This is a genomic window from Parabacteroides sp. AF48-14 (genome assembly GCF_003477465.1).
Classification (GTDB): Bacteria; Bacteroidota; Bacteroidia; order Bacteroidales; family Tannerellaceae; genus Parabacteroides; species Parabacteroides acidifaciens.
Genome location: NZ_QUDI01000002.1, coordinates 50211 through 73164, shown reverse-complemented (window position 1 = coordinate 73164; position 22954 = coordinate 50211). Strand labels below are relative to the sequence as shown.

Genomic DNA, 22954 nt, shown 5'->3' with positions numbered 1-22954 from the left:
TAACGAACGGGTGTTACTTTTTACCGTGTTTTTTTCTTATAACGGTTATAATCGGTAACAAAGCCTTCGCATAACCAGTTTGCTAATGCCTGGCGATTGTCGCTCAGGATGATCCGTTGCTGGTCGAAACTGTTCTGGATGTTACCCAATTCGACAAAGACGGAAGCCGGTGTCGTGTGGCGCAAGACATACAGGTTGCGACCGTCCACTGTCCCGGTAAACCCGCGTCCCGGCTGGTGCTTGTTGTATTTATGCGTGAAAGTCGACCGCATGGTCTTTGCCAGGTTCTTGCTTTCGGAGTTTTTATCCTGGTGATAGAAGAACACGTCCGTCTGATGTCCTTTGTTACGGCTGTCCACGTGTACGAAGATTGCCCGCTTGTAAGCATATTTATCCTGTTTGAACAGTGCGTTTATCTTATCGCACCGCTGTTGCAGGCGGCGTACCTGGTTGAAGGGGATCGGGCTTCCCATACAGGTTTCCCGTTTGCTGTTGCTCAGGTATTTGTCGTTCCTGATTCCGTCTTTGGCATCCTGTATGATGATGTGCACTTTGGCGCCTTTCATCATCAGATTGCGCGCCAGGCGCAGGACAATGTCGTAGGCATATTCGTCTTCGTGCAGCTCGACGGAACCGATCCGTCCGATTGCGCCGGGGTCGGGCCCTCCATGCCCGCTGACTAAATAGAAGCAGGCGCCTTTCAGTTCGGACGAGGTTACCTTGTAGGAAGCAAGCTCCTTGCCGAACAACGGTTCGTAGTTTGCCCGTTTGGCTGCAGCGACGGCGGCTTCCTTACCTTGTAAAGGCGGAAGCGTATATTTGACTCCCATCCGCAGGGTATTGCCTTTTCCTAATTTGCTTTTATTTAGCTCGATGAATTGCTTCTGATAGTCTGCGCCGGTGCGGTTGTGGCGTTTCAGGAAAAGAGCGATGCCTTCCCCTTTTTTCGGGAAAGCCTTCTCCTGAGCTTGTAACTGGTTGGCGCAAAGCAGGGTGATTAAAAGCGATAGTATAATACTAAGTTTGACCTTCATTGGTGTATAAATTACTAAACGTAGACAAAAATAGAATTTTTTCCTGGGATAATAAAATATGCTTGATTTTGTTTCATTATATTTGTCTGACTGTATGTAGTAATCGCAAATATATTATTAATATGATTGAATTACCCGAAGCTATTACGATTGGCCGCCAAGTGGAACAGACTCTTGCCGGGCGCTGTATAACAAATGTGTATGGTGCCACCCATTTGCACAAGTTTACTTTTTTCAGTGGAACTCCGGAGGAACTCCGTGATTCTTTAGTTGGAAGGACAGTTATATCTGCCGTAGGAAAGGGTATTTTTGTCGACGTTTGTATGGACGAAGATGTCTTTCTCTGTATTTCAGACGGGATCAATATGCGCTACGGGCGTCCGGGCGATCCGGTACCGTCGAAGTACCAATTGATGATTACGTTCGATGATGAGTCATACGTGAGCTTTACGACAAGTATGTACGGAAGTATTTCTGTTTTCCGCCATACGTTAGACAATAAATACCATACGCTGAGCCTTGAAAGCGTTTCTCCCTTGAGTGAACAGTTTGACGAATCCTTTTTCGAAGGGAAGCTGGCTGCCGAGCAGAAGAACATATCCGTAAAAGCATTCTTGGCGACGGAACAGCGGATTCCCGGACTTGGAAATGGCGTCTTGCAAGATATTCTCTTTAATGCGAAACTGCATCCGAAGCGTAAGATCCATTCCCTGTCCGATACGGATAAAGCAGCACTTTTCCATTCCCTCAAAAACACCTTGCAGGCGATGACCGACGGGGGAGGACGCGATACGGAGACTGACTTCTTGGGGAACAGAGGCCGCTACCGGTCTGTCCTGTCCAAGAATACATATACGTCCCCCTGCCCATGTTGCGGCGGAATCATATCCAAAGAGGCTTATTTAGGAGGCACGGTTTATTTCTGCCCGGACTGCCAGCCGCTCCATGTGTGAACCTTCATATTGTTAATGCAAGTTTCAGCCTTTCCAATCCGTCGGCCAGGGTTTTACGGGGGCAGGCGATATTGATGCGGATGAAATTCTCGCCCGCTTCGCCGTATAGGCTGCCTTCGTTCACCCATAGCTTTTCTTTATCGAGCAATGCGTGTGCGATATCTTGGGAGGATTGTTTCAGAACCGAGCAATTGACCCATACTAAATAGGTGCCTTCCAACGCCGTCACGGGATATTGCGGAAGATGCGCTTTGAAATACATTTTCAGGTAATCATAATTGTCGAGAAGGTAGCGTTTCAACTCTTCCAGCCATTCTCCGCCTTCGTTGTAGGCGGCCATCAGCGCTTCGACACCGAACGGATTTACGTCGCAAACTTCGTTGATGTTGATCGCCTTGTCTATCTTGGCACGTACGTCCGCATCGGCAGAAAAGATATTGGCAATCTGCAATCCAGCCAGGTTGAACGCTTTGCTCGGCGAAGTGCAAGTGACGGAATGCATCAGGAATTCTTCCGAGATCGAAGCAAAAGGAGTGTATGTATGTCCGGGAAAGACCAATTCGCAATGGATTTCATCTGCTACGACCCACACATGATGACGGAGGCAGATTTCTCCGATGTGCGTCAACTCCTGCCGTGTCCAGACTCTTCCTGCCGGATTATGCGGGTTGCACAACAGGAGCAGTTTTACTTTCGGATCAGCCGCTTTCCTCTCCAGGTCCTCGAAATCGATCCTGTAGGTCTCATTCTCATAGATAAGCGGATTGGTGATTATTTCGCATCCGTTATTTCGGATGGAGGAGAAGAAGCAATTATAGACCGGTGTCTGCACTAATATCCGGTCGCCGGGAACTGTCAGTGCTTTGATAACAGCCGAAAGGGCCGGGACGACACCTGTCGTATAGATGATCCATTCTTTCTCTATTTTCCAGCCGTGCCTCCGTCTGAACCAGTTTCCGATTGCATCATAATAGGCGGGAGGAACTTTCGTGTACCCGAAAATACCATGTTCCACCCGTTTTCGTAATGCTTCGATTACAGCGGGAGCCGTACGGAAATCCATATCGGCCACCCACATTGGCAGGATATCTTGATCCTCTGCCATATCCCATTTATAAGAGTTCGTCCCGCGACGGGGAATTATCTCGTCAAAATTATATTTCATTTGTCGAATGTATTAATTATCCCACAATTTCAATTCGCAGTTTCCGGGTGCTTTAATATTCTCGTCGATGATGATTTCACCATAACTTTCGGCTGTAATGCTGCCGCTACTTGGATTTTTCACACTATGCACGGGGCCGTTTATGGTTGCTTGCACGCTGCTGTATTCAAAACACAGGTCGGCATCGTCCGCCATTGTGCAGTTTTCCATAATCAGATTATGTGCATAACAGAGTGATTGCGTGCCGGAAATCTTGCAATTAACCAGGCGCAGGTTGTGCGAATGCCACCCCAGATATTCACCGTTCAGTTCGGAGTCATACACCGTCACATTCTCTGTGTTCCAAAATGCATCTTTCGAGTTGATGACCGCGTTCCGGATTTCTACGTTCTTACAATACTGGAAGGAATAGTTCCCGTTCTGGGAATAGTTCTTGATACGGATATTTTCGCCGTGCATAAACAGATAATCCGCTTTGTCGATCTGCACATTCTTCAGTTCGACGTTACGGCAGTGCCAAAAAGTTTCCAGTGCATTGGGGATTTGTACGTTTTCCAACTTTATCCCGTCCATCTCGCGAAACATTTTCGGAGCTTCCACTATCGTATTTGTCATTTGCAGGTTTCGGGAATACCAGAGTGCGGCGCGTGCGCCTTCCGTAAAGAGGCAGTTCTTGATGACAAATCCGTCATTGTGCCAAAAAGGATATTTCCCTTCAAAACGGCAGTTTACAGCGATGATATTACTACATTCCTTTAATGCGGATTCCCCCGTATGGATTATTACATTTTCCAGTTGAAGATCATGGGTGGCGAATAGGGGGCGTTCACCTCCGTATTCCCTGTTTTTAATCTGTTCCATTATTCAATTACTCATTATTAATTTATTTATTCCGGATATTCTTTAAAATGATATCCTGTTTTCTACATTGCAAATGTACACCGAAGCATTCTCTTGCTTTGTAGATAAATTACAGGTATTATTACCTATATTACTGATTATTGAAGGAGATTGTGTCGCACGTATTCTTGGTAGACAAATATAGTATTTATTACAGGATATTGCAATGTTTCTAACACGGAATTTACAATAACCCTCTTTTTGGCGGTTTTTCTATTTCGTCCGAAATCTTGATCGATTTTGGTTTGACTTTTTTCCATGTTTATCCCTTCCTGTCTGACAATAGGTGAATTGAGGTGCGCAGCCCGTTCCGAAAAGCATTCTTTTTGATTGCCGGAAGACGGAAACACCGGCAAAGTGATAAACCTTAACTCCCGGAGAATCGCCTGTAGCAAAACAAAGGCGGACTGCGTCTCAAATATGCAAGGAAAATTTCGGGAGCTTGTCGCCACGACGACCGTCTTCATCGCCCTCGCGACCGTCTTCATTGGAATGGCGACCGTCTTCATAGGGTACGGCGACCGTCTTCATGGCGATAAAGTACCTCGAAAATGAAATAAAGGTTGACTTCCCTGCTTAAAGACTCCCGGAAAAGAGTACAAAGTCCTTTTTTGAGGTCAAAAAAGCGGATTAACATTTGTTTGCTTTCAGGCCTTTTTTTTACCTGAAAAATGCGTTTTATACAATAAGCCCCCCGGGACAGTTGAAAGTTAAGAGGTGAAAGTTGAAAATTATAAGGGATCATATTTAAGAAATAGAAATTCGTATTTAAGAAAAAGTGAACTACCTCGTTCCCGCGCTCCGACGCGGGATCGCAAAATAGCCTGCGGCACGAGTAGAGATGTACAGGCATGCATCTCTACAGACCCATAAATCATCATTTACCAGTTTAGGATAAAACCTATTCCTTTGCGATCCCGCGTCGGAGCGCGGGAACGGGATAGTTCAATTCTGTCAAAATCAGAATTCCCGATGATCAGCCGGTGGTTAAGGGGGAGGGGGATAACTATTCTTTCCGATCTTCTGTTGTATATTTACCTTTTTAAAACAGAGGTGAATAGCTTATGGAAAAGAAAGATTTTTATGAATCGATGCGAAAGCAGGAAAGGAAGAAAAGGGAAGCCGGTGCGGAGAGTACCGCCGACTTATACCGGGCGGTACGGAACCGCTTCTTCCGCTTTTGCGGGAAGGAAGTGTTCTCATATAAAGATTTGAGGCCCCCGCAGGTGATAGATTTTATGTCGTCCCTGAGAAATGAAAGGCTGTGCGTAAATACGGTGAACAGTTATATCAGCTGCTTCCGGGCGATGTATAACAAGATTTGCCGGGAAATGCGCTACAGGCCGAAGATACACCCGTTTGAAGGGATACGGTTGAAACGTGAAGAGACGGCGAAACGTGCAGTGACGGTGAATGTGATGGAGGAGATAGCCCGTCTGAATTATAAAGACCATCCGGACCAGGCGCAGGCGGCGGGGCTTGCCTTGTTTTGCTTTATGGCTTGCGGGATGCCTTTTGTGGATCTGGTACATCTGACAAAAGATAATATCCGCGAAGGCGGTCGGATACTGACCTATCATCGCCAGAAAACGGGAACACTGATTCAGATCCGGATCAGTCCCGGCATGAAGTTTTTGATCGACCGCTACGCTGACCCGGCTTCCCCTTATCTGTTTCCCCTGTTGTCGGAGAATACCAGCCACGAGCAGTATAAAGCCATACTTGCCGTGCATAACCGCCGGCTGAAAGAGATTGGCGAGCGGCTGCATTTACCTGTCTCGATGACAAGTTATGTGTTTCGCCACACTTGGGCTTCGGAAGCCTATCGCCAACATATAGCCATAAATGTGATCAGCCAGGCCCTGGGACATACATCGGAGAAAATGACTCACCACTATCTGGCACGGCTCGACACCCGCGAGATAGGAAATGCCAATGATTTAGTAATTAATAAAGTAGAAAAATTGATAAGGAAAGAGAAAGTGCCCTTATTTATGATATAAGGAGAAATGGCTGTTTGTTCACTCTGTTACAACTATTTATATATTCGCCACGCCCCTTAATTCAAGAACTACGTTGCAAAGGTTGTAATAAAAAAGATGAAAAACAAGGGAAAATCTCACAATTTGGAAAAATAATCAAAGGCTATTGATAAAAATTCAGTCAATATCTGTTTTATAACCTGTCTGGAGAAGATATATCGAGATAAGGGTATAGGATGGACCGGAACTGTATTGCTTTTAACGAAGCTTGATTAACGATATAAAATAAAAGTTTCCCTACCTTTAAAATATCACTTCAAAAACAGAACAATTCTGTATGTTTAGGGGATTTCCCCTTTTCGCGTAAGCTCAAAAAACTGTCTGGAATTTTGTCTTTACCCTTATATCATAAATAAGGGTAAAAATTGTATTGGTAGTTCCCGCCTCACCAACGGGCAACTTAAATTTAAAATATTATGGTAACAGAAAAGATGATTTTGTTGACATTTGAAAAAGAGGTAGAGGGATCGAAGGAATTATAAGCACTAACCCTTAGCTTTTTCCTATCGACCTCTGCTTCGATATAGGAGTCGGCCTCTGTTTCGACATGAGTGCCGGCTCCTGCTTCGACACTTGGGGGATGTGTCAAAAGTAAGTTTTAACGCTTTAGCGTGTCATTGCGGGCTTGCCCCGCAATCTTATACTAAACTGATTTACAGCGATTAGGATGAAATGACTGGTGCAGTCATCCCGGACTTGATCCGGGACCGCCAGGACACAGACGCTATAAATAGGAGTTTTGACACATCCCATTATACCAACTAATAATTATTAAGAACTTATTTCAAATTAATTACTCACATTAAAAACTAAGCTTATGAAGCGAAAATTACACTTTTTGCTTGCCGTCAGTATAGGGTTGACGACAAGTGTCGGTTGGCTACATGCGGAGGGGATCAATTCTCTGACAACATTAAAGGCAGCCATTGAAAACGCCCAAGCTGGCACAACGATTACTTTAACCGGTGATATTACGGATGCAAACGCAGAAAGCGGATCGGCTATTACAATCAGTAAATCTTTAACGCTTGACGGAAAAGGCTTCACTATTTCCGGTACTGCATTACAGAACATTATGGTTGTTGACGGAACATCCGGTACTGTAAAATTAAAGGATCTGACATTAAAGAATGATCGTAAAGATGCCACGCCTGCTGATGGAAAAGGATATAACGATTTAACGGTATATCAACGAGGCAGCAGTACAGAGGTTTTGGTAACATTGGAGAATGTAAAGCTATTGGGTAACGGCGGCATTGGATTGGTTAACAATTCATCAAATGTAAATGCAACCGGATTGGTCGTTGGGAACCATATATGGGGTAGTGTCAATTTGGAAAATAAAAAAGATAACACTACTCCGGTTTTTACATTGGATAAAACAAGCCAGTTGAATGATCCGCTCCAGGTATGGGCTGATTATAAAGAAAAAGAAGATTGGTTTAAAGTTGAAGGCTGGAAAGGCTATCATTATTTTTATAAAATAGAAGATAGTAAATATGTTTGGAAGAAAACAGCCTGGACAAGCAAATATGATTCTGAAACAAAAACGGTAAAGGTAAATTCGGCAATTGAATTTCAGAATCTTTTGGCCGGTATGGTTAACGATGCTACTGCTCATTCAGAAGGCTTAGTAAAGACTATCTCTATCGAAAAAGACTTGGATATTAATGATTTGGTTATAGCTCAAAGTTCTATTGGCGCATTTCATGGTATCATTAACGTAAGGCAACCGGTAGTGATAGAAGGTAACGGTCATACAATTACAGGAAGTTTCAATGCTAAAGAAGGTGAGTCTTATTATTTACTGAAGTTTGACGGAAACTCAGCCGGTTCAACTGTTCAGAATCTGACTATAGACGGGGTGAATGCAACGGCTTTGGACTTGATTACAGGAACAACAGAAAATAGGGACTCAACTATTTATATCACGAACGTGAATCTATTTAACAATGCCGGTGGAGGATTGAATGTTAATGCAACAAAAGTCGTTGCTACAGATTTACATACGAAAGGTAATGGACATGCTGTCCGTATGACGGTAGATCGCAGTCGGGGGGGAGGATATGCTAATCCTCATTTTACGCTAAAAGGTAATAGCCAATTGGAAGAATCTGTAAAGATCGCTTATAATCCAAAGGAAAATCCGGACACTTATAAAACAGAGAGTGTTTATCCTGTATTAGTAAGAAGCATTAAACAGCGTCTCTCTTTTGTAAGCATTGAAACTCCGAATAGTCAAGATTGGGAAACTACTTGGCAGATGGCAAAACTAAGTTCCGGTTTCAAGGTTGCAAATGCAGTTTTGACTTGGACAAACGAACTGAATGAAACCGCACTTGCCGGTAAGAAACTGGCTAATATGACTGATGTCTCCGAACTGGACTCCTTGTTTACATATGGTGGTGCAACGGTGGATGGTATTGTCTGGACAGCTACTGGCGAACAGACGCTGACAAAAGATATAACGCTGGATAAGTCGTTTGCGATTGTTGGAAATGATAAGGCAAAGTGTGTTGTAGAGGGACATTGGACAATTGCTCCGAGTGATACAGCGGATATTGCCTTAACGAACCTGACTTTGACAGAGGCCAGCAGTGCAACAACTGCGATCATAACTTCGATGATCGATATCACAAAGCCTAAAATAAATTTGTCGTTGACAGGCCTTGATATTATTCCGGTCGCTCCGGGAACAAATGATAGAAGAGCTGCCATAACTTTGAAAAAAGAAGTTACGACTTCGACTATCGAGTTACAAAAAACGAATATTTCATTGACTAAAAATAGTCAGATCGGCTTGTTTAATGATGGTGGTTTTTGTAACTTCTCAATGACTGATTCTAAAATAGCATCTGATGATCATGTAAATACTTTGAATTCGATTAGATGTATTTTAACTCAGGGAGCTGATAATTCAACTTATACAATCAATGGATCTAAATTGTCGGTTGGTGATAATTATCATTATGCCATATGGATTAAATCTCCCAAACAACATTTCGTAATCAATGATTCAGAAATTTATGGATGGGCTGCTTTCTATATGCAGGGAGCTTGGTATAGTGAAAAAGGTGCTGATGAAATGACTTTGAAAGCAACTAATTCTTCTTTTACGGGCGTTGGAAAAGAAGGTAGTTCTAATGGCTTTGGGGTGATTGTTTTTGAGGCTACGGAACGTTCTGTTGTTGAAATGGATAATTGTGTTGTCACAAGTAAGATTACAGATAATACGAAAGATTATGGATTTATACCCCCTATCGTGTTTCAGATGGGTGGTGGAACGGGGGGGACTCAGCGTCCTTGTATGAAGCCAAGTGCCGATTGCTCCGTTTCATTAAAAAATTGTACCCTTCAGAATATGGCAGAAGCGACGACTCCTATTTTTGTTTCTTATGAAAATGTGTTGGATTCAAAAGCTGACGGATATATCGATTATAACAGAAACAAAGTGTCGATAGATTCAAACACTAAATTCTTGAATGCAGACGGTTCAAAAAGCATCTTGATTCAGAATGGTGATACGCTTCGTAGTGCAAGTAAGACATTGCCAAATGCTTTAGTTTATTTAAATGGCTCTGTAAAAAAAGTCGTGGCTTATCGAGGCGATGTCATCACAACCGAACTGACTGCCGCTAAAGCATTGACATCTTTAAATGCACAAGATGCAATGCCAACAGGATATAATGTTCCTGACAGCATTACTATTGTTTGCAAAGACGCTTACTTGGTTACAGGTGAAAAAGCCGCCAAAGCATTTGCAGATAAGGTATCGGACAAAGTCGTTTTCTATCTGAAGCAATCTGGTGATGGTTTACCTGTATTCTCAACCGTCGCAGCCGGCAATAACCGCATAAAAGTTTCAACCGACGTAACCTGGAACGATGCTAACAACGCCAACCGTTCCGTTGAGATCGCCGCCGGTGCAATCCTGACAATTAATGTGGCTATGCCTTTAGATACAGTCTTTATGGCAGAAGGTGCACAACTGATTGCTAATGCGGCTGTGACTGCAAAAGCTGTTCAGTTGGCTTATGGTGTGGAAAAGACTTGGAAGGCATTCGGGTTTCCGTTTGCAATTAACGCGGTGAAGAATCTGAAAGGTGAAGATGTCAAGACTGTTGCTTTTACCAATGACGGGCTTTGGACTGCCGGAATTGCAGATAAGGCTCCGACCTTTACTGTGACGGATGCTAATGCTGCTCCTGCCGCATCTTGTATCATTGCCGCAGATCAGGACAGTACGATTCTTGTTACTTCCAAAGCAGATAACAACGGCTTGATCTCTTTGTCTGCAAAGGCTGAACCGAATGCTCCGGTTGTAACAACAAAGGTAGATGGTGTTAACTTCCAGATCATCTCTAATCCCAACCTGTCCGATATGACGCTGACACAGACAGCTTATGTCCTGAGTGACGATGGAAAGACGTTTGATCGTATGGTTAATCCGACAATTAAGGCATTCCAGAGCTTTGTACTGGCTGATGAGGCAACGACAAGCACACTGCGTTCGTTGCGCATTGGTGATACGCCGACTGGCAATGAAATTGTTCCGGTGGAAGGTTACTTTGTGGAAACAGGACATGGAACGATCACGATCCATACGGCCGAACCTACGCAGGTTATCGTTGTCGATATGTTGGGACGTGTTCACTACAATGCCCGCGTAAACGATGGCGCACAGATCGCTGTTCCTGCCGGTATCTACGCTGTAAACAGACAGAAAGTAATAGTTAAGTAACAATTAAAACGATAGTAAATATGAAAAATATAAAATCCGTTATATCCCTCGCCCTCCTTGCAGTGGCCCCGACGATATACGCACAAAATATAGATACAAAAGCTGCGCCCGACGTCCCGACATTCTCGGTGACGCTGAATGTGACAAATAATGGGGGAGGACTCGACTCGGTATTCGTAAAGAAGACTATTGAAATAGATAAAGACAGTCTTATCCTCTCCGGCACTAATTCATTGAAGCTGACTTATGGAGCAACACCTTCTTTCCGCTTGAAAGCAAACAGACAGTATATGCTGGAAAGCTTTACGGTGAACGGAACAAAGGTTACGAATATGAATGAGAAGTTTAATGATCCTTATGAAGATGTCAACTCTTATACATATACCACTCCATCGGGAGGTTTGACAGAAAAGACCGATATCGTGATTAAATGGGTCGAGAAACCGGAAGTTAAATTGGAGATTTCTGGTACGGAGCAAACTGTAAGTGATAATGCGGCAACAATCACTGTGACAGCCGACGGTAGCTCTGTTAATCCTTTGAGCTACTATACAAATGCTGCTTGTAATGCAGAATCTAAAGCTGATGATGCTGCCAGAAAGAAAGCCGGTATTTTCTACATCCCGGTGAAAATTCCAGAAACAGCAACAAAGAAGGGTGTAGACAAAGTGATCACCATGACTGTCAACAACAAAAAAACATTAACAGCCTCTGGACAATCTTGCCCGGATGTTTGATAGAAGGCCAAACTTTGGCTTCGGCTTCCATTACGGGTGGCACTGTAACATCCGGCTCGACTGCTATCAAGGGTACTTGGGCATGGATGGATCCGAACACATTGGTGAAAGCCGGTGAATCAGGTAGTAATACGTATAAAGCGATCTTTACCCCGGATTCAGCTGCATTCTATAATACAACTACAGCCGATATTGGTATCAACGTCCGTAAAGTTGCCACAATCACTGTCAAGCAAACAACCGGTGGTACTGTCGTTATTGATAGCGCGACGGTGGACAATCGGTATATTGCGAAGAATGAAAGTTCATACACTACTTTTAAAGAGATGAAAGTAAAGGCTACGCCGAATGCCGGTTATAAATTTAAAGCATGGACGAGCCCTGCTTCTCCTACTATTTCAGGAGGTTCGGATGGAGCAGAAATTACTGTAGAAGGAACATTTACGCCGACAGGTGATGCCGTCATTTCTGCAACATTTGAAAAGGCGACACGTACAGTTAAATTGGCTAACGTTGATGGTGGAGCCGTTGAAGTATGGAATGGTACGAAGCAATTAAGTTTGACTGCAGGAGGCACAGCTGTTGAAGTCGGAAGCATCCTGACGATTAACGCTAAACCGGGAGTAAAAAACGGCAAAGACCAGGAAGTGGTGAAAGTCGGATATACATATACAGCACCTGCCAGTAAGGCTAACGATGCTCCAGCGACGGAAGCAACCAGTTTTACCGTAGGAGGAGCATCTGGCGGCAGTTATGAGATTACGGCAACTTTCCAGGATAAACCGGCTAACAAGTTTATGGTTAATGTCGCTCCAGCCAGTAATGGTGCTATTGTTTTAAAGAACGGAGAAAATACCGTTAGTCCTAACGCTTCATATAATGAAGGAACGGTTCTGAATGTGATCGCTGTGCCGAACAAAGGGTATCGGTTGAAATCCTTACGAGTTGATGGTAAGGATATCAAAGATAATTTAGTTACTGTAGATAATGAAGATCTAAGCATTTCTGCTGAATTTGAACTCGAAGAGTATCAGGTGACAGTTGACGACCTCGGTCGGGTTAAATTCTCAGGTGTTTCTACTCAGAAATATGAATATGGAAAAACGTTGAATATATCGGCTACGGTAAATGATGCGGATAAGTATAGATTGGCAGCAATCCTGGTTAACAACAAACCTGTGGAAAACAATAGCGACATTACAATAGAAGGTCTTGTCAATATCTCTGCCGATGTAAGAACGCTGTCGCCACTCTCGATCCTGAATCCGGAAGAGACGATTGTAACATACAACGGTAACGCACAACCGTATGTGGTAGAAACGGCCAACAAACTGGCAGGCTTCGAATTCTCTTATACGAACTCAAAAGGTGAAACGGTCGATGTCCCGTTAAATGCTGAGACTTATACAGTAAAAATTACCCGTCCGGCTGATGCCGTATATCAGAAGTTTGAGGCTAACCGGACACTGAAGATAGAACAGGCTAAACCGGGTATTTTGGATATTCCGGCAAAAGATCAGTCTGATCTTACAAATTGTACGACAGTAGCAGGAAGTTGGGATTTTGAAAAAGGAATGAAATCTGCAAGGAAGACGAAAGCCGGTGGGCCTACTTTTGTTGATGCTACTTTCACTCCGAAGGATGATAATTTATCTAAAATTGAAACTAAAGTATTTGAGACAGAAAAAGCTAAGGAGAGTGCAACAAAAGCAACAATCAGTGCAAGTGGAACTCATGGAACAGTCGGTTTCAAAAATGGAAATGCCGATATAAGTGCAGATCTTATCTATGTAGGCCAGACTATTACGCTTACGTTGAAAGCGGATGAAGGGTATTCTGTAGATTGGAGCAAAATTTCCGGCGTGACATTGGATACTAATCATTCATTCACAGTTGTAGATGGTTTAACCATAAATGCTGAAAATGCTTTTGTTGAGAAAGACGACGTTGCTGTAACAGAGAAACAAGAACTGATAGAGAAATCATATACATCCCAAATGATCGATGTCAGATCTGATTTCAGCGGCTTGTCAGATGTTGTTGGAACAAATGAATGGCAGTTTACTTATAAGAAAGAAGGTGCCATCGTCGAACCGATAAATGTCGGCACATATGATGTTTATGCCGCTTGTGCAGAAACAGAAGGACATAAGGCATTAGCTGCAACAAAAGTAGGAACTTTAAAGATTAATCCGGCAAAAATCGAGGCTGGAGGTGCGAATACAACAATCGTTTTACCGACTGCCAGTCCGGTACTGAAAGGCACGCTTCTTTCTGTTATTGGCTTGAATGGCGGTTATGTTGAAATGAATGGAATGCGCGTTGCCGGTTCGTTTGCATGGAGTGAAGATGAGCAGGTAAATGCAGCAAAAGAGTATGAGATAACTTTTACTCCGCACGATAACAATTATACTTCTGGTTTAAATAATCAGAAAGTATATGTCAGCTTGTCGGATGTCCAGATGTATAAGATGGGTGTGAAAATCGTGAATGGCGGTAGCGTATCGATTACCAAATCAGACGGTGCCGAGGTTAAGGAAGGAGATCTGATCCCGGCCGGTATGCAGTTGACAATTACTTCTAAGAGTGGTGTGATCGATGAAATTGCGGGAGATGGTTTGAGTGGTATCAGTGATAATAAAGATTCACAAGGTAAGTCATTGTATTGGACAGTTAAAACTCCAAGCAAAGACTTCACTATGACAATCACCTTCAAATCCGGCAGCGAAGGCGGTGGCACCGCGGGCGAAGGAACTGCCGTTACCGGTATCTCCCTTAACAAGACAACGCTTATGTTGCCGCGCCTGACTTCTGAAAAGTTAGTGGCTACTGTTACTCCGACCGGTGCAACTAAGAAAGATGTGAAGTGGACCAGTACGAATCCTGAGGTTGCGACGGTGGATGCCGACGGAACTGTGAAAGCAGTGAAATACGGACAGGCTACAATCATCGCAACAACTGTGGACGGTGGTTTCACTGCCATGTGTCAGGTGAATGTGGACTTTGCGACAGCTATCGAGAAGATCCTTTCCGAAAGTCTGGTTTACAGCCGCAACGGACAGATCATTATTGAACCGGCTGCTCCGGTAGAAATATCGATCATTAACCTCGGCGGACAAGTTATCTATAACAACTCCATCAGCAGTACAGTACAGGTACCTGCCAACAGTGGCATCTACATTGTCCGTATGGCTGCTGCCGGTAAAGCAACGACAACGAAAGTTATCGTCAGGTAAAGAAACCCTATATCGAGCTATGCGTTTCTCATAAAAGGGGAACATTTGATTCAAAGTGAAGAAAGGGAAGGACCGTGAGGTTCTTCCCTTTTGTATTAGTGCGAGGATAATATAAATGCTTTATTATAGGATATTTATTGAGAATGATTATCTTTGCAGAAAAGTGAACGACTATGGAAACAAGATTAACATTAAGACTCAATGAGTCAATAATAGAGAAAGCCAAAGAATATGCGCGGTCGCGGAATATTAGTCTTTCTAAAATGGTAGAACAATATCTGGATTCTATCGTCTCAACAAATGAAATTACTGGGAAACAAATAGAGTTGACTCCATTGGTGAAAGAACTGAGTGGAGTCATAAAGGTTTCTACAGATTTTGATTATAAAAAGGATTATTCAGATTATCTTGAAAAAAAATATCAATGAAAGATATATTTTTGGATACGAACATTGCGATAGATCTATTGTCTGAGCGTGAACCTTTTTATACCTCCGCTGCTATTCTTTTTACTTTAGGAGATAGAAAGCAAGTGAAATTATATATTTCATCGTTATCTTTTTCAACTATATTTTATTTATTGCGTAGGCAGATGGGAACAACGAAAGCGATGGAAGTACTGTGTCGTTTTAGACAGTTGGTACATGTGTTACCAGTGAAGGAAACAACCGTAGATAAAGCTTTAAATTCTGATTTTACTGATTTTGAAGATGTAATACAGTACTATTCTGCCATTGAAAATAACATCAAAACGATAATAACCCGTAATGTAAAGGACTACAAGGCTTCAAAGGTTCCGGTTATAACTCCAGATGAGTTTTTGAGAAGTGTTTAATATATAAGGCTTATTTTTCGTTTTAGTAAAATAGTTGACTCTTTTATTGTCTTATTCCGAAAAATGTATATATTTGCGGCAGTCCATGCACTTAATGTAAGGTGTTGGTTTTAAACTATTGTAATATGCTCGTTAAATCTTATAGACGGCTGTTCAATTGCCTGATTGCTTGACAGGCAGTTCTTCTCTTCTCCCTTTTACTACTTCCCGGTAGAAGATCAATTTTATTTTATGTACTTATAAACACAATGTCGTTGGCTGTTGCCAGCGAAAAGCCTTATATAAATATGACAACAATCACAGCTCAGCGTGCACCGCATAGTGCCTCGAATTTTGCCCCTGCAGTAGAGGCAAATGCTTATGGAATGAACGACCGGATCAAACGTCTTCGTCAGGAAACGTTCGATGCCGAGCCCTCCTTGTCTATTGAACGCGCCTTGATAGAAACCCGTTTCTATCGAGAAACTACGGAAAGTATCCGATTCCGATTCTCCGGGCCATGAACTTTTATGAGATATGTAAGCAAAAGACAATCTATATCGGTAAAGACGAACTGATCGTAGGGGAACGCGGACCGAAACCTAAATGCGTACCGACTTTCCCCGAACTGACCTGCCATAGCGTAGAGGATTTGCATGTCCTGAACACCCGCGAACTGCAACGTTATACGATCAGCCAGGAAGATATCGATACCTATGAACGCGAAGTGATCCCTTACTGGAAAGGGCGTACGCAGCGGGAACGGATTTTCAGCCATGTCCCGCAAGAATGGAAAGATGCGTATGAAGTCGGTATGTTCACCGAATTTATGGAACAACGCGCTCCGGGGCATACGGCTCTGGATGGCAAGGTCTATCGATATGGCCTGTTGGACTTGAAAGAGCGTATCCAAAAGGAACTCGACAATCTCGACTTTATGAATGATCCCGAAGCAACCGACAAACAGGAAGAGTTGACCGCTATGTCTATCTCCTGTGATGCCGCTATCCTGTTAGCCGAACGGCATGCAGACCTGGCCGACGAAATGTCGTTGACGGAGGCAGACCCGAAACGGGCCGCCGAACTGCGCCGTATCGCCGAAGTTTGCCGATGGGTACCGGCTCACGCTCCGCGTAATTATTGGGAAGCGATCCAGATGTATTGGTTTGTTCATTTAGGGACGATTACCGAGCTGAATGGTTGGGATGCCATGAATCCGGGTCATTTCGACCAGCATCTGGCCCCTTTCTATGAAAAGGATATTGCCGACGGTACGTTGACGCGTGACGGGGCGAAAGAGTTGATGTCCTGTTTCTTTATTAAGGTAAACAACCATACGGCTCCTCCCAAAGTAGGCATTACGGCTAAGGAAAGCGGTACTTATAACGACTTTACGAACCTGAATATCGGCGGCGTGAAATCCGATGGCAGTGACGGTGTGAGCGAAGTCTCCTACATCATGCTCGAGACGATAGAAGAGCTGCATATCCTGCAACCCGGCAGTGCGATTCATATCAGTGCCCGTACGCCCGAACGTTTCCTGCGTGCCGGATGTAAGGTGATCCGCCAGGGGCATGGTTATCCTTCCGTGTTCAATCCGGATGTGTATATCCAGGAATTGATGCGCCAGGGGAAATCCCTGCAGGACGCGCGTGAAGGCGGTTGCAGCGGCTGCATAGAAGTCGGGGCGTTCGGTAAGGAGGCTTACGTGTTGACGGGGTATCTGAACGTGCCGAAGATTTTAGAGGTGACATTGCACAATGGCGTCGATCCGGTTTCCGGCCGTAAGGTAGGGTTGGAGACGGGCGATCCGCGCAGCTTTGCCGGTTATGACGAGTTGTACGCCGCTTTTATGAAACAGGTCCGTTACTTCGTGGACATGAAAGTCCGCGTCAGCAACTACATAGACCGTATGTTTGCCAAATATGCGCCTGCCACTTTCCTGTCTCTCTTTATTGATGACTGTATCGCAAAAGGACGTGATTACTATAACTGCGGTCCGCGCTATAACACGACCTATATCCAATGCACCGGCCTCGGCACGATTACCGACAGCTGTCTACGTTGAAGAAACATATATTCGAAGATAAACGCTGGTCGATGGACGAGTTGTTGAAAGCGATGGCAAACAATTTCGAAGGAGCTGAAGCGATGCGGCAGATGATTCTGAACCGTACGCCATTCTTCGGCAATGACGATGAATATGCCGACAGCATCGCGGTTAAGGTATTCGATGACCTGTATGATACGATCGAGGGCAAGCCGAATACGAAAGGCGAATGTTTCCACCTGAATATGTTGTCAACGACCTGCCACGTGTATTTTGGCAAGGTGATGGGAGCTACCCCGAACGGACGTTTGGCCGGACGGGCGATCTCGGACGGTACTTCTCCGTCGCATGGTGCCGACACGCACGGACCGTCGGCCGTGATCAAATCGCTCGGCAAGTTAGATCAGGTGAAGAGTGGCGGAACGTTGCTCAACCAGCGTTTCCTTCCGAGCCTGTTGAAGCGGGAAGAAGATATCTCCAAGCTGTCCTCCCTGATCCGCAGTTATTTTGCTTTGGGCGGGCATCATATCCAGTTTAATATTGTCGATACGGAGACGCTTTATGCTGCTCAGAAATGTCCGGAAGATTACCGTGACTTACTGGTCCGCGTTGCCGGTTACAGCGATTATTTCAACGATATGAATGCCGATCTGCAGGCGGATGTGATTATGCGGACGGAACAGGAAGCGTTTTAATTGACAATTGACAATTAACAATTGATAATTAAAGATGCTGGTTTTTGATATAAAGAGATATGCGATCAATGACGGGCCGGGCATCCGGATTACGATCTTTATGAAAGGATGCCCCCTGTCGTGTGTGTGGTGCCATAATCCGGAAGGGCTTTCCAGCCGAAAAGAGAAGCTCTATACGAAGAAGAAATGCATCGGTTGCCAGACCTGCGTAAAGGCTTGTCCGGAGCAGGCGCTGACGTTGACGCCGGATGGAATTGTGACGGATCGCACGCGTTGCACGCTTTGCGGGACCTGTGCCGAAGTCTGTCCGGCTTTGGCAATGGAGATATCCGGCACGGAGTATTCAACCGATGCGTTGATGAAAGAGATAGAGAAAGAAACGGTCTTTATGGACCGGTCGGAGGGAGGCGTCACGTTTTGCGGTGGAGAACCGCTGTTGCATCCGGAGCCACTCCTCGAACTGTTGCGCCGTTGTGGCGAACAGGGCATCCACCGGGCTGTCGACACGACGTTGTTTGCCCGGCCCGAGGTCGTACGGGAGGTGATGGATAACTGCGAGCTGTTCCTGGTCGACCTGAAACAGATGGATTCGGCCAAGCACAAGCATTTCTGTGGCGTACCGAACGAGCCGATACTCGCCAATCTCCGGATGATAGCCGAAGCGGGACATGATTTTTACCTGCGTATCCCATTGATAGAAGGAGTGAATGCGGACGAAGAGAATATAACCCGCAGCGCGGAGTTTTTAGCGTCCCTTCCCTGGAAACACCGGACGGTGAACCTGCTGCTATATCATGATATAGGGAAAGGGAAACATGAGAAGTTAGGAACGATCTATAATCCCGGGCATTATGCTTTCGCTACGCCATCGGACGAGACTGTTGAACGTTGCCGCGGGATATTTGCCGGTTACGGGATCGAGACGGCGATAGGAGGGTAGTTTATTATTTGTGCGTGCACCAGAAGCTTTAACTTAGGTTTCATTCCGTTTAACACAACAACTCTTTACCCTGTTGTGTTTCATTATCAATTTTATTAACGCCAAAAAATTGATATATATGGAATGGTTTGCCAATTTGCTCCGGCATTATCCGGAGCTTGCTATCTTTCTCACCTTGGCCTTCGGCTTCTGGATCGGTAAGTTTAAGATTAAAAAGTTTACGTTGGGGACGGTCACCAGTGTGTTGTTGGTCGGTGTCCTGATCGGACAATTACATATCGATATAGGTGCTCCGTTGAAATCGGTTTTCTTCCTGCTGTTCCTGTTTGCCGTCGGCTATAGTGTCGGCCCGCAGTTCTTCCGGGGATTGAGGAAGGAGGGATTGCCACAGGTTCTGTTTGCGGTCGTTATGTGTCTGTTCTGTCTGATCGCTCCTTTTGTTCTGGCTAAGATCATGGGCTATTCGGCTGGCGAGGCAGCCGGTCTGTTAGCGGGTTCGCAAACGATCTCCGCCGTGTTAGGGGTGGCGGAAGATACGATTAATCAATTAGGGATACCGGATGCCGACAAAACGAGTATGATCAACGTGATGCCGGTGGCCTATGCCGTCTCTTACATTTTCGGAACGGCAGGTTCCGCCTGGATTATGAGCGATGTGGCTCCCCGTCTGTTAGGCGGGATTGAATCGGTCAAGAAGGCCTGTCGCGAACTGGAAGCGAAGATGGGGACCGACGACGAGAGCGAGCAACCCGGTTTTATGCCTGCCGCCCGTCCGATCACATTCCGGGCTTACAAGATCAGTAACGATTGGTTCGGTGCCGGTAAGACAGTCAAGGAACTGGAAGATTACCTGGAAGAGCAGGGCAGACGCCTTTTTGTGGAACGGGTGCGCATCGACCATGTGATCCGTGATGCAAAACCGGATCAAATGCTTCTGGAAGGCAATGAGATCGTGTTGAGCGGCCGTCGCGAGTTTGTGATTGGCGAGGAGAATTGGATTGGGGACGAAGTGAACGATATCGACCTGTTAGATTTTCCGGCGGAGACATTACCAGTGTTGGTTTCCCGCAAGAAATTCGCAGGCATGACAGTCGCCAAACTCCGCAAACAGCCGGTTATGCACGGCGTCAGTATCAAAAGCATCAAGAGGGCGGGCGTCAGCATCCCTGTGTTGCCTGCTACCCGGATCGATCCGGGCGATATGCTGGAACTGGTCGGTACGAAACTGGAGGTAAACGCTGCCGCCGATACGTTAGGCTATGCCGACCGTCCGACGAACCAGACGGATATGATCTTTGTCGGGCTCGGTATCTTCCTGGGAGGCGTGGTCGGTTCGTTAGCCATCCATTTCGGAGGAGTGCCCATCAGTTTGAGTACGAGCGGCGGTGCGCTGATAGCCGGACTGTTCTTCGGTTGGCTACGTTCGAAGCACCCGACCTCGGGCGCATTCCGGAGCCATCACTCTGGGTGTTGAATAATGTCGGACTGAATATGTTCATTGCGGTTGTCGGGATTACCGCCGGCCCCAGCTTTGTCACCGGGTTGAAGGAAGTTGGAATCAGCCTCTTCTTTATCGGGGCATTGGCTACGGCTATCCCGTTGCTTGTCGGTGTACTGTTGGGAAAGTATGTTTTCAAGTTTCACCCCGCCATCACGTTAGGCTGTACCTCCGGTGCCCGTACCACAACGGCTGCCTTGGGAGCCGTCGAAGATGCGGTCGAAAGCCAAACACCGGCATTAGGCTACACGGTCACGTATGCTGTCGGCAATACGCTTCTGATCATCTGGGGTGTTGTTATTGTCCTTTTGATGACCTGATTTATCTGTGTGTAGAGACGCACGGCCGTGCGTCTCTACCAAATACATAATATATTCATTAATTTATTCCTTATGCAACACAAAATCACTCGTGAATACGAAAAGAAGATGTCGGAGATCAGCCCGTTCGAGCTGAAGAATATCCTGATAGAGCTGGCGGACGAGAGCGCCCGCAAAAGTACCCACATCATGCTGAACGCCGGACGCGGCAATCCGAACTGGATCAGCACCGTCCCCCGCGAAGCCTTCTTCCTGCTCGGGCAGTTCGGGTTGGAAGAATGTGCCCGGAGCACTGAGTTTAGCGAAGGGATGGTCGGCATTGCCGGCGTCCCCGATAAGAAACGCATCGCTTCCCGTTTCACCCAATTCCTGGTTAAACACGCCGGCTCTCCCGGTATGGCGCTATTGAAAGATACATACGATTATCTGGTGAATGAAAAGGGAATTGATGAAAACGACTTGGTGCACGAATGGGCGGAGGGAGTCATCGGTGACCAGTATCCCGTTCCCGACCGCATCCTGAAATATACGGAAGTCCTTGTCGAAGACTACCTGAAACAGGAACTATGCAATAACCGCCCGCCGAAAGGACGGTTCGATCTCTTTGCGACAGAAGGAGGGACGGCTGCCATGTGTTATATCTTCGATTCCCTCCAACAAAATTTCCTGCTGAACCGCGGAGATAAGATCGTTTTGTTTGCCCCGGTATTCACTCCCTACATAGAGATTCCGGAACAAGCCCGCTACCTGTTCGATGTAACCGAAATCCATGCTTGTAAAATGACCCATGAGGGCTATCACACCTGGCAATACCTGGAAAAAGACCTCGACGTCCTGAAAGATCCCGCCGTCAAGGTGCCTTCCTTGTCAATCCGAGCAATCCGCCTTCGTACGGACTGACGCCGGAGCTGATGCAGCGCATCGTCGACATTGTCCGACACGATAATCCCAATCTGATGATCATCACGGACGATGTCTATGCTACATATATCCCGGACTTTCGTTCCATCATGGCAGAACTGCCCGAGAACACCCTTTGCGTATATTCCTTCTCCAAATATTTCGGAGCGACAGGTTGGCGCCTGGCCGTTATCGCCCTGCATGAGAATAATATTTACGACCGGATGATCAAGGAGTTGCCGGCAGAACGCCAGGAACAGTTGAAGAAGCGTTACAGCAGCCTCTCCCTGCATCCGGAAAAGATACGCTTCATCGACCGCATGGTTGCCGACAGCCGCCAGGTCGCATTGAATCATACCGCCGGACTCTCTTTGCCGCAACAAACACAGATGGCCTTGTTCGCCTCGTTCTCCTTGTTAGATCACGAGAACGCTTATAAGAAAAAGATGCAACAGGTCATACACGACCGCCTGCACACGCTTTGGGAGAACACCGGCTTTGTCCTGCTCGACGATCCGCTCCGGGCAGGCTATTACAGCGAGATCGATATGCTGGTCTGGGCGAAGAAGTTCTACGGAGACGGCTTTGTGAAGTATCTGCAAGAGAACTACGAGCCGGTCGACGTCGTATTCCGGCTTGCGCAGGAAACCTCTTTGGTGCTGCTGAATGGCGGCGGGTTCGATGCGCCGGAATGGTCCATCCGTTGCTCGCTTGCCAACCTGAAGCGGGAAGATTATGTCCGTATCGGGCAGGGGATCGCCTCCATCCTGCACAGTTATGCGGCTAAATGGAAAGAGTCGTTGGAGAAATAAATAAAGTCATTGAACAAAACAGATTCCCGCCACGTTCTATTAATAGACGTAGCGGGAATCCCTGTTTATAGATATCCTTTATCAGGCCATAGAAATTATTGACTGAAAGGTATCTGT

At 45.6% G+C, this 22954-nt stretch carries 11 protein-coding genes and 3 pseudogenes; 11 read left to right on the top strand and 3 right to left on the bottom strand.

Going from position 1 to position 22954, the window contains the following annotated elements; genetic code table 11:
* Nucleotides 1-20 precede the first annotated feature (20 nt).
* Nucleotides 21-1034, bottom strand: coding sequence for an N-acetylmuramoyl-L-alanine amidase (locus DW083_RS01550; RefSeq protein ID WP_122331192.1), 1014 nt, complete (start codon nucleotides 1032-1034; stop codon nucleotides 21-23).
* Nucleotides 1035-1156: 122 nt separating this feature from the next.
* Here DW083_RS01550 and DW083_RS01545 point away from each other — a divergent pair, with 122 nt between their 5' ends.
* Nucleotides 1157-1987, top strand: coding sequence for an endonuclease VIII (locus DW083_RS01545; protein ID WP_122331191.1), 831 nt, complete (start codon nucleotides 1157-1159; stop codon nucleotides 1985-1987).
* A gap of 4 nt (nucleotides 1988-1991) precedes the next feature.
* Here DW083_RS01545 and DW083_RS01540 read toward each other — a convergent pair whose 3' ends face one another.
* Nucleotides 1992-3152, bottom strand: coding sequence for a MalY/PatB family protein (locus DW083_RS01540; RefSeq protein WP_122331190.1), 1161 nt, complete (start codon nucleotides 3150-3152; stop codon nucleotides 1992-1994).
* A 12-nt stretch (nucleotides 3153-3164) separates the two neighbouring features.
* Complete coding sequence (locus DW083_RS01535; protein ID WP_122331189.1) at nucleotides 3165-4013, bottom strand: DUF3737 family protein; 849 nt, start codon at nucleotides 4011-4013, stop codon at nucleotides 3165-3167.
* Between the two features lie 1103 nt (nucleotides 4014-5116).
* On the opposite strand from DW083_RS01535, the gene DW083_RS01525 reads away from it, so the two are divergent.
* From DW083_RS01525 to DW083_RS01480, 10 genes and pseudogenes are all read left to right on the top strand, one after another.
* Nucleotides 5117-6055, top strand: coding sequence for a tyrosine-type recombinase/integrase (locus DW083_RS01525; protein WP_122331187.1), 939 nt, complete (start codon nucleotides 5117-5119; stop codon nucleotides 6053-6055).
* Between the two features lie 856 nt (nucleotides 6056-6911).
* The gene (locus DW083_RS01520; RefSeq protein WP_147382076.1) at nucleotides 6912-10835 is read left to right on the top strand and encodes a DUF6383 domain-containing protein; all 3924 of its coding nucleotides are present in this window, start codon (nucleotides 6912-6914) and stop codon (nucleotides 10833-10835) included.
* A gap of 20 nt (nucleotides 10836-10855) precedes the next feature.
* Nucleotides 10856-11572 (top strand): hypothetical protein, encoded by a 717-nt coding sequence (locus tag DW083_RS01515; protein ID WP_122331185.1) that lies wholly within the window; start codon nucleotides 10856-10858, stop codon nucleotides 11570-11572.
* Nucleotides 11569-14808 carry an Ig-like domain-containing protein gene (locus tag DW083_RS01510; protein WP_122331184.1) on the top strand — a complete coding sequence of 1080 codons (3240 nt, stop codon included), beginning with the start codon at nucleotides 11569-11571 and terminating at the stop codon, nucleotides 14806-14808. The genes DW083_RS01515 and DW083_RS01510 overlap by 4 nt, the downstream gene beginning before the upstream one ends.
* Nucleotides 14809-14981: 173 nt before the next feature.
* Complete coding sequence (locus tag DW083_RS01505) at nucleotides 14982-15236, top strand: DUF6364 family protein (RefSeq protein ID WP_122331183.1); 255 nt, start codon at nucleotides 14982-14984, stop codon at nucleotides 15234-15236.
* The gene (locus DW083_RS01500) at nucleotides 15233-15643 is read left to right on the top strand and encodes a PIN domain-containing protein (RefSeq protein ID WP_122331182.1); all 411 of its coding nucleotides are present in this window, start codon (nucleotides 15233-15235) and stop codon (nucleotides 15641-15643) included. The genes DW083_RS01505 and DW083_RS01500 overlap by 4 nt, the downstream gene beginning before the upstream one ends.
* Before the next feature lie 287 nt (nucleotides 15644-15930).
* Nucleotides 15931-18367, top strand: a pseudogene (hypD, locus tag DW083_RS01495) (trans-4-hydroxy-L-proline dehydratase).
* Between the two features lie 34 nt (nucleotides 18368-18401).
* Nucleotides 18402-19307: a glycyl-radical enzyme activating protein gene (locus DW083_RS01490; RefSeq protein ID WP_122331181.1), complete on the top strand. Its 906-nt coding sequence runs from the start codon at nucleotides 18402-18404 to the stop codon at nucleotides 19305-19307.
* 118 nt (nucleotides 19308-19425) lie between these two features.
* Nucleotides 19426-21125 (top strand): annotated as a pseudogene (aspT, locus tag DW083_RS01485) (aspartate-alanine antiporter).
* A 72-nt stretch (nucleotides 21126-21197) separates the two neighbouring features.
* Nucleotides 21198-22837: pseudogene (locus tag DW083_RS01480) on the top strand (bifunctional aspartate transaminase/aspartate 4-decarboxylase).
* Nucleotides 22838-22954 lie beyond the last annotated feature (117 nt).

Excerpts from the sequence above, each read along its gene's own strand:
- DW083_RS01545 (WP_122331191.1), top strand. The coding sequence starts at position 1,157 with ATGATTGAATTACCCGAAGCTATTACGATTGGCCGCCAAGTGGAACAG.
- DW083_RS01520 (WP_147382076.1), top strand. The coding sequence starts at position 6,912 with ATGAAGCGAAAATTACACTTTTTGCTTGCCGTCAGTATAGGGTTGACG.
- DW083_RS01550 (WP_122331192.1), bottom strand. The coding sequence starts at position 1,034 with ATGAAGGTCAAACTTAGTATTATACTATCGCTTTTAATCACCCTGCTT.
- DW083_RS01500 (WP_122331182.1), top strand. The coding sequence starts at position 15,233 with ATGAAAGATATATTTTTGGATACGAACATTGCGATAGATCTATTGTCT.
- DW083_RS01515 (WP_122331185.1), top strand. The coding sequence starts at position 10,856 with ATGAAAAATATAAAATCCGTTATATCCCTCGCCCTCCTTGCAGTGGCC.
- DW083_RS01490 (WP_122331181.1), top strand. The coding sequence starts at position 18,402 with ATGCTGGTTTTTGATATAAAGAGATATGCGATCAATGACGGGCCGGGC.
- DW083_RS01540 (WP_122331190.1), bottom strand. The coding sequence starts at position 3,152 with ATGAAATATAATTTTGACGAGATAATTCCCCGTCGCGGGACGAACTCT.
- DW083_RS01525 (WP_122331187.1), top strand. The coding sequence starts at position 5,117 with ATGGAAAAGAAAGATTTTTATGAATCGATGCGAAAGCAGGAAAGGAAG.
- DW083_RS01505 (WP_122331183.1), top strand. The coding sequence starts at position 14,982 with ATGGAAACAAGATTAACATTAAGACTCAATGAGTCAATAATAGAGAAA.
- DW083_RS01535 (WP_122331189.1), bottom strand. The coding sequence starts at position 4,013 with ATGGAACAGATTAAAAACAGGGAATACGGAGGTGAACGCCCCCTATTC.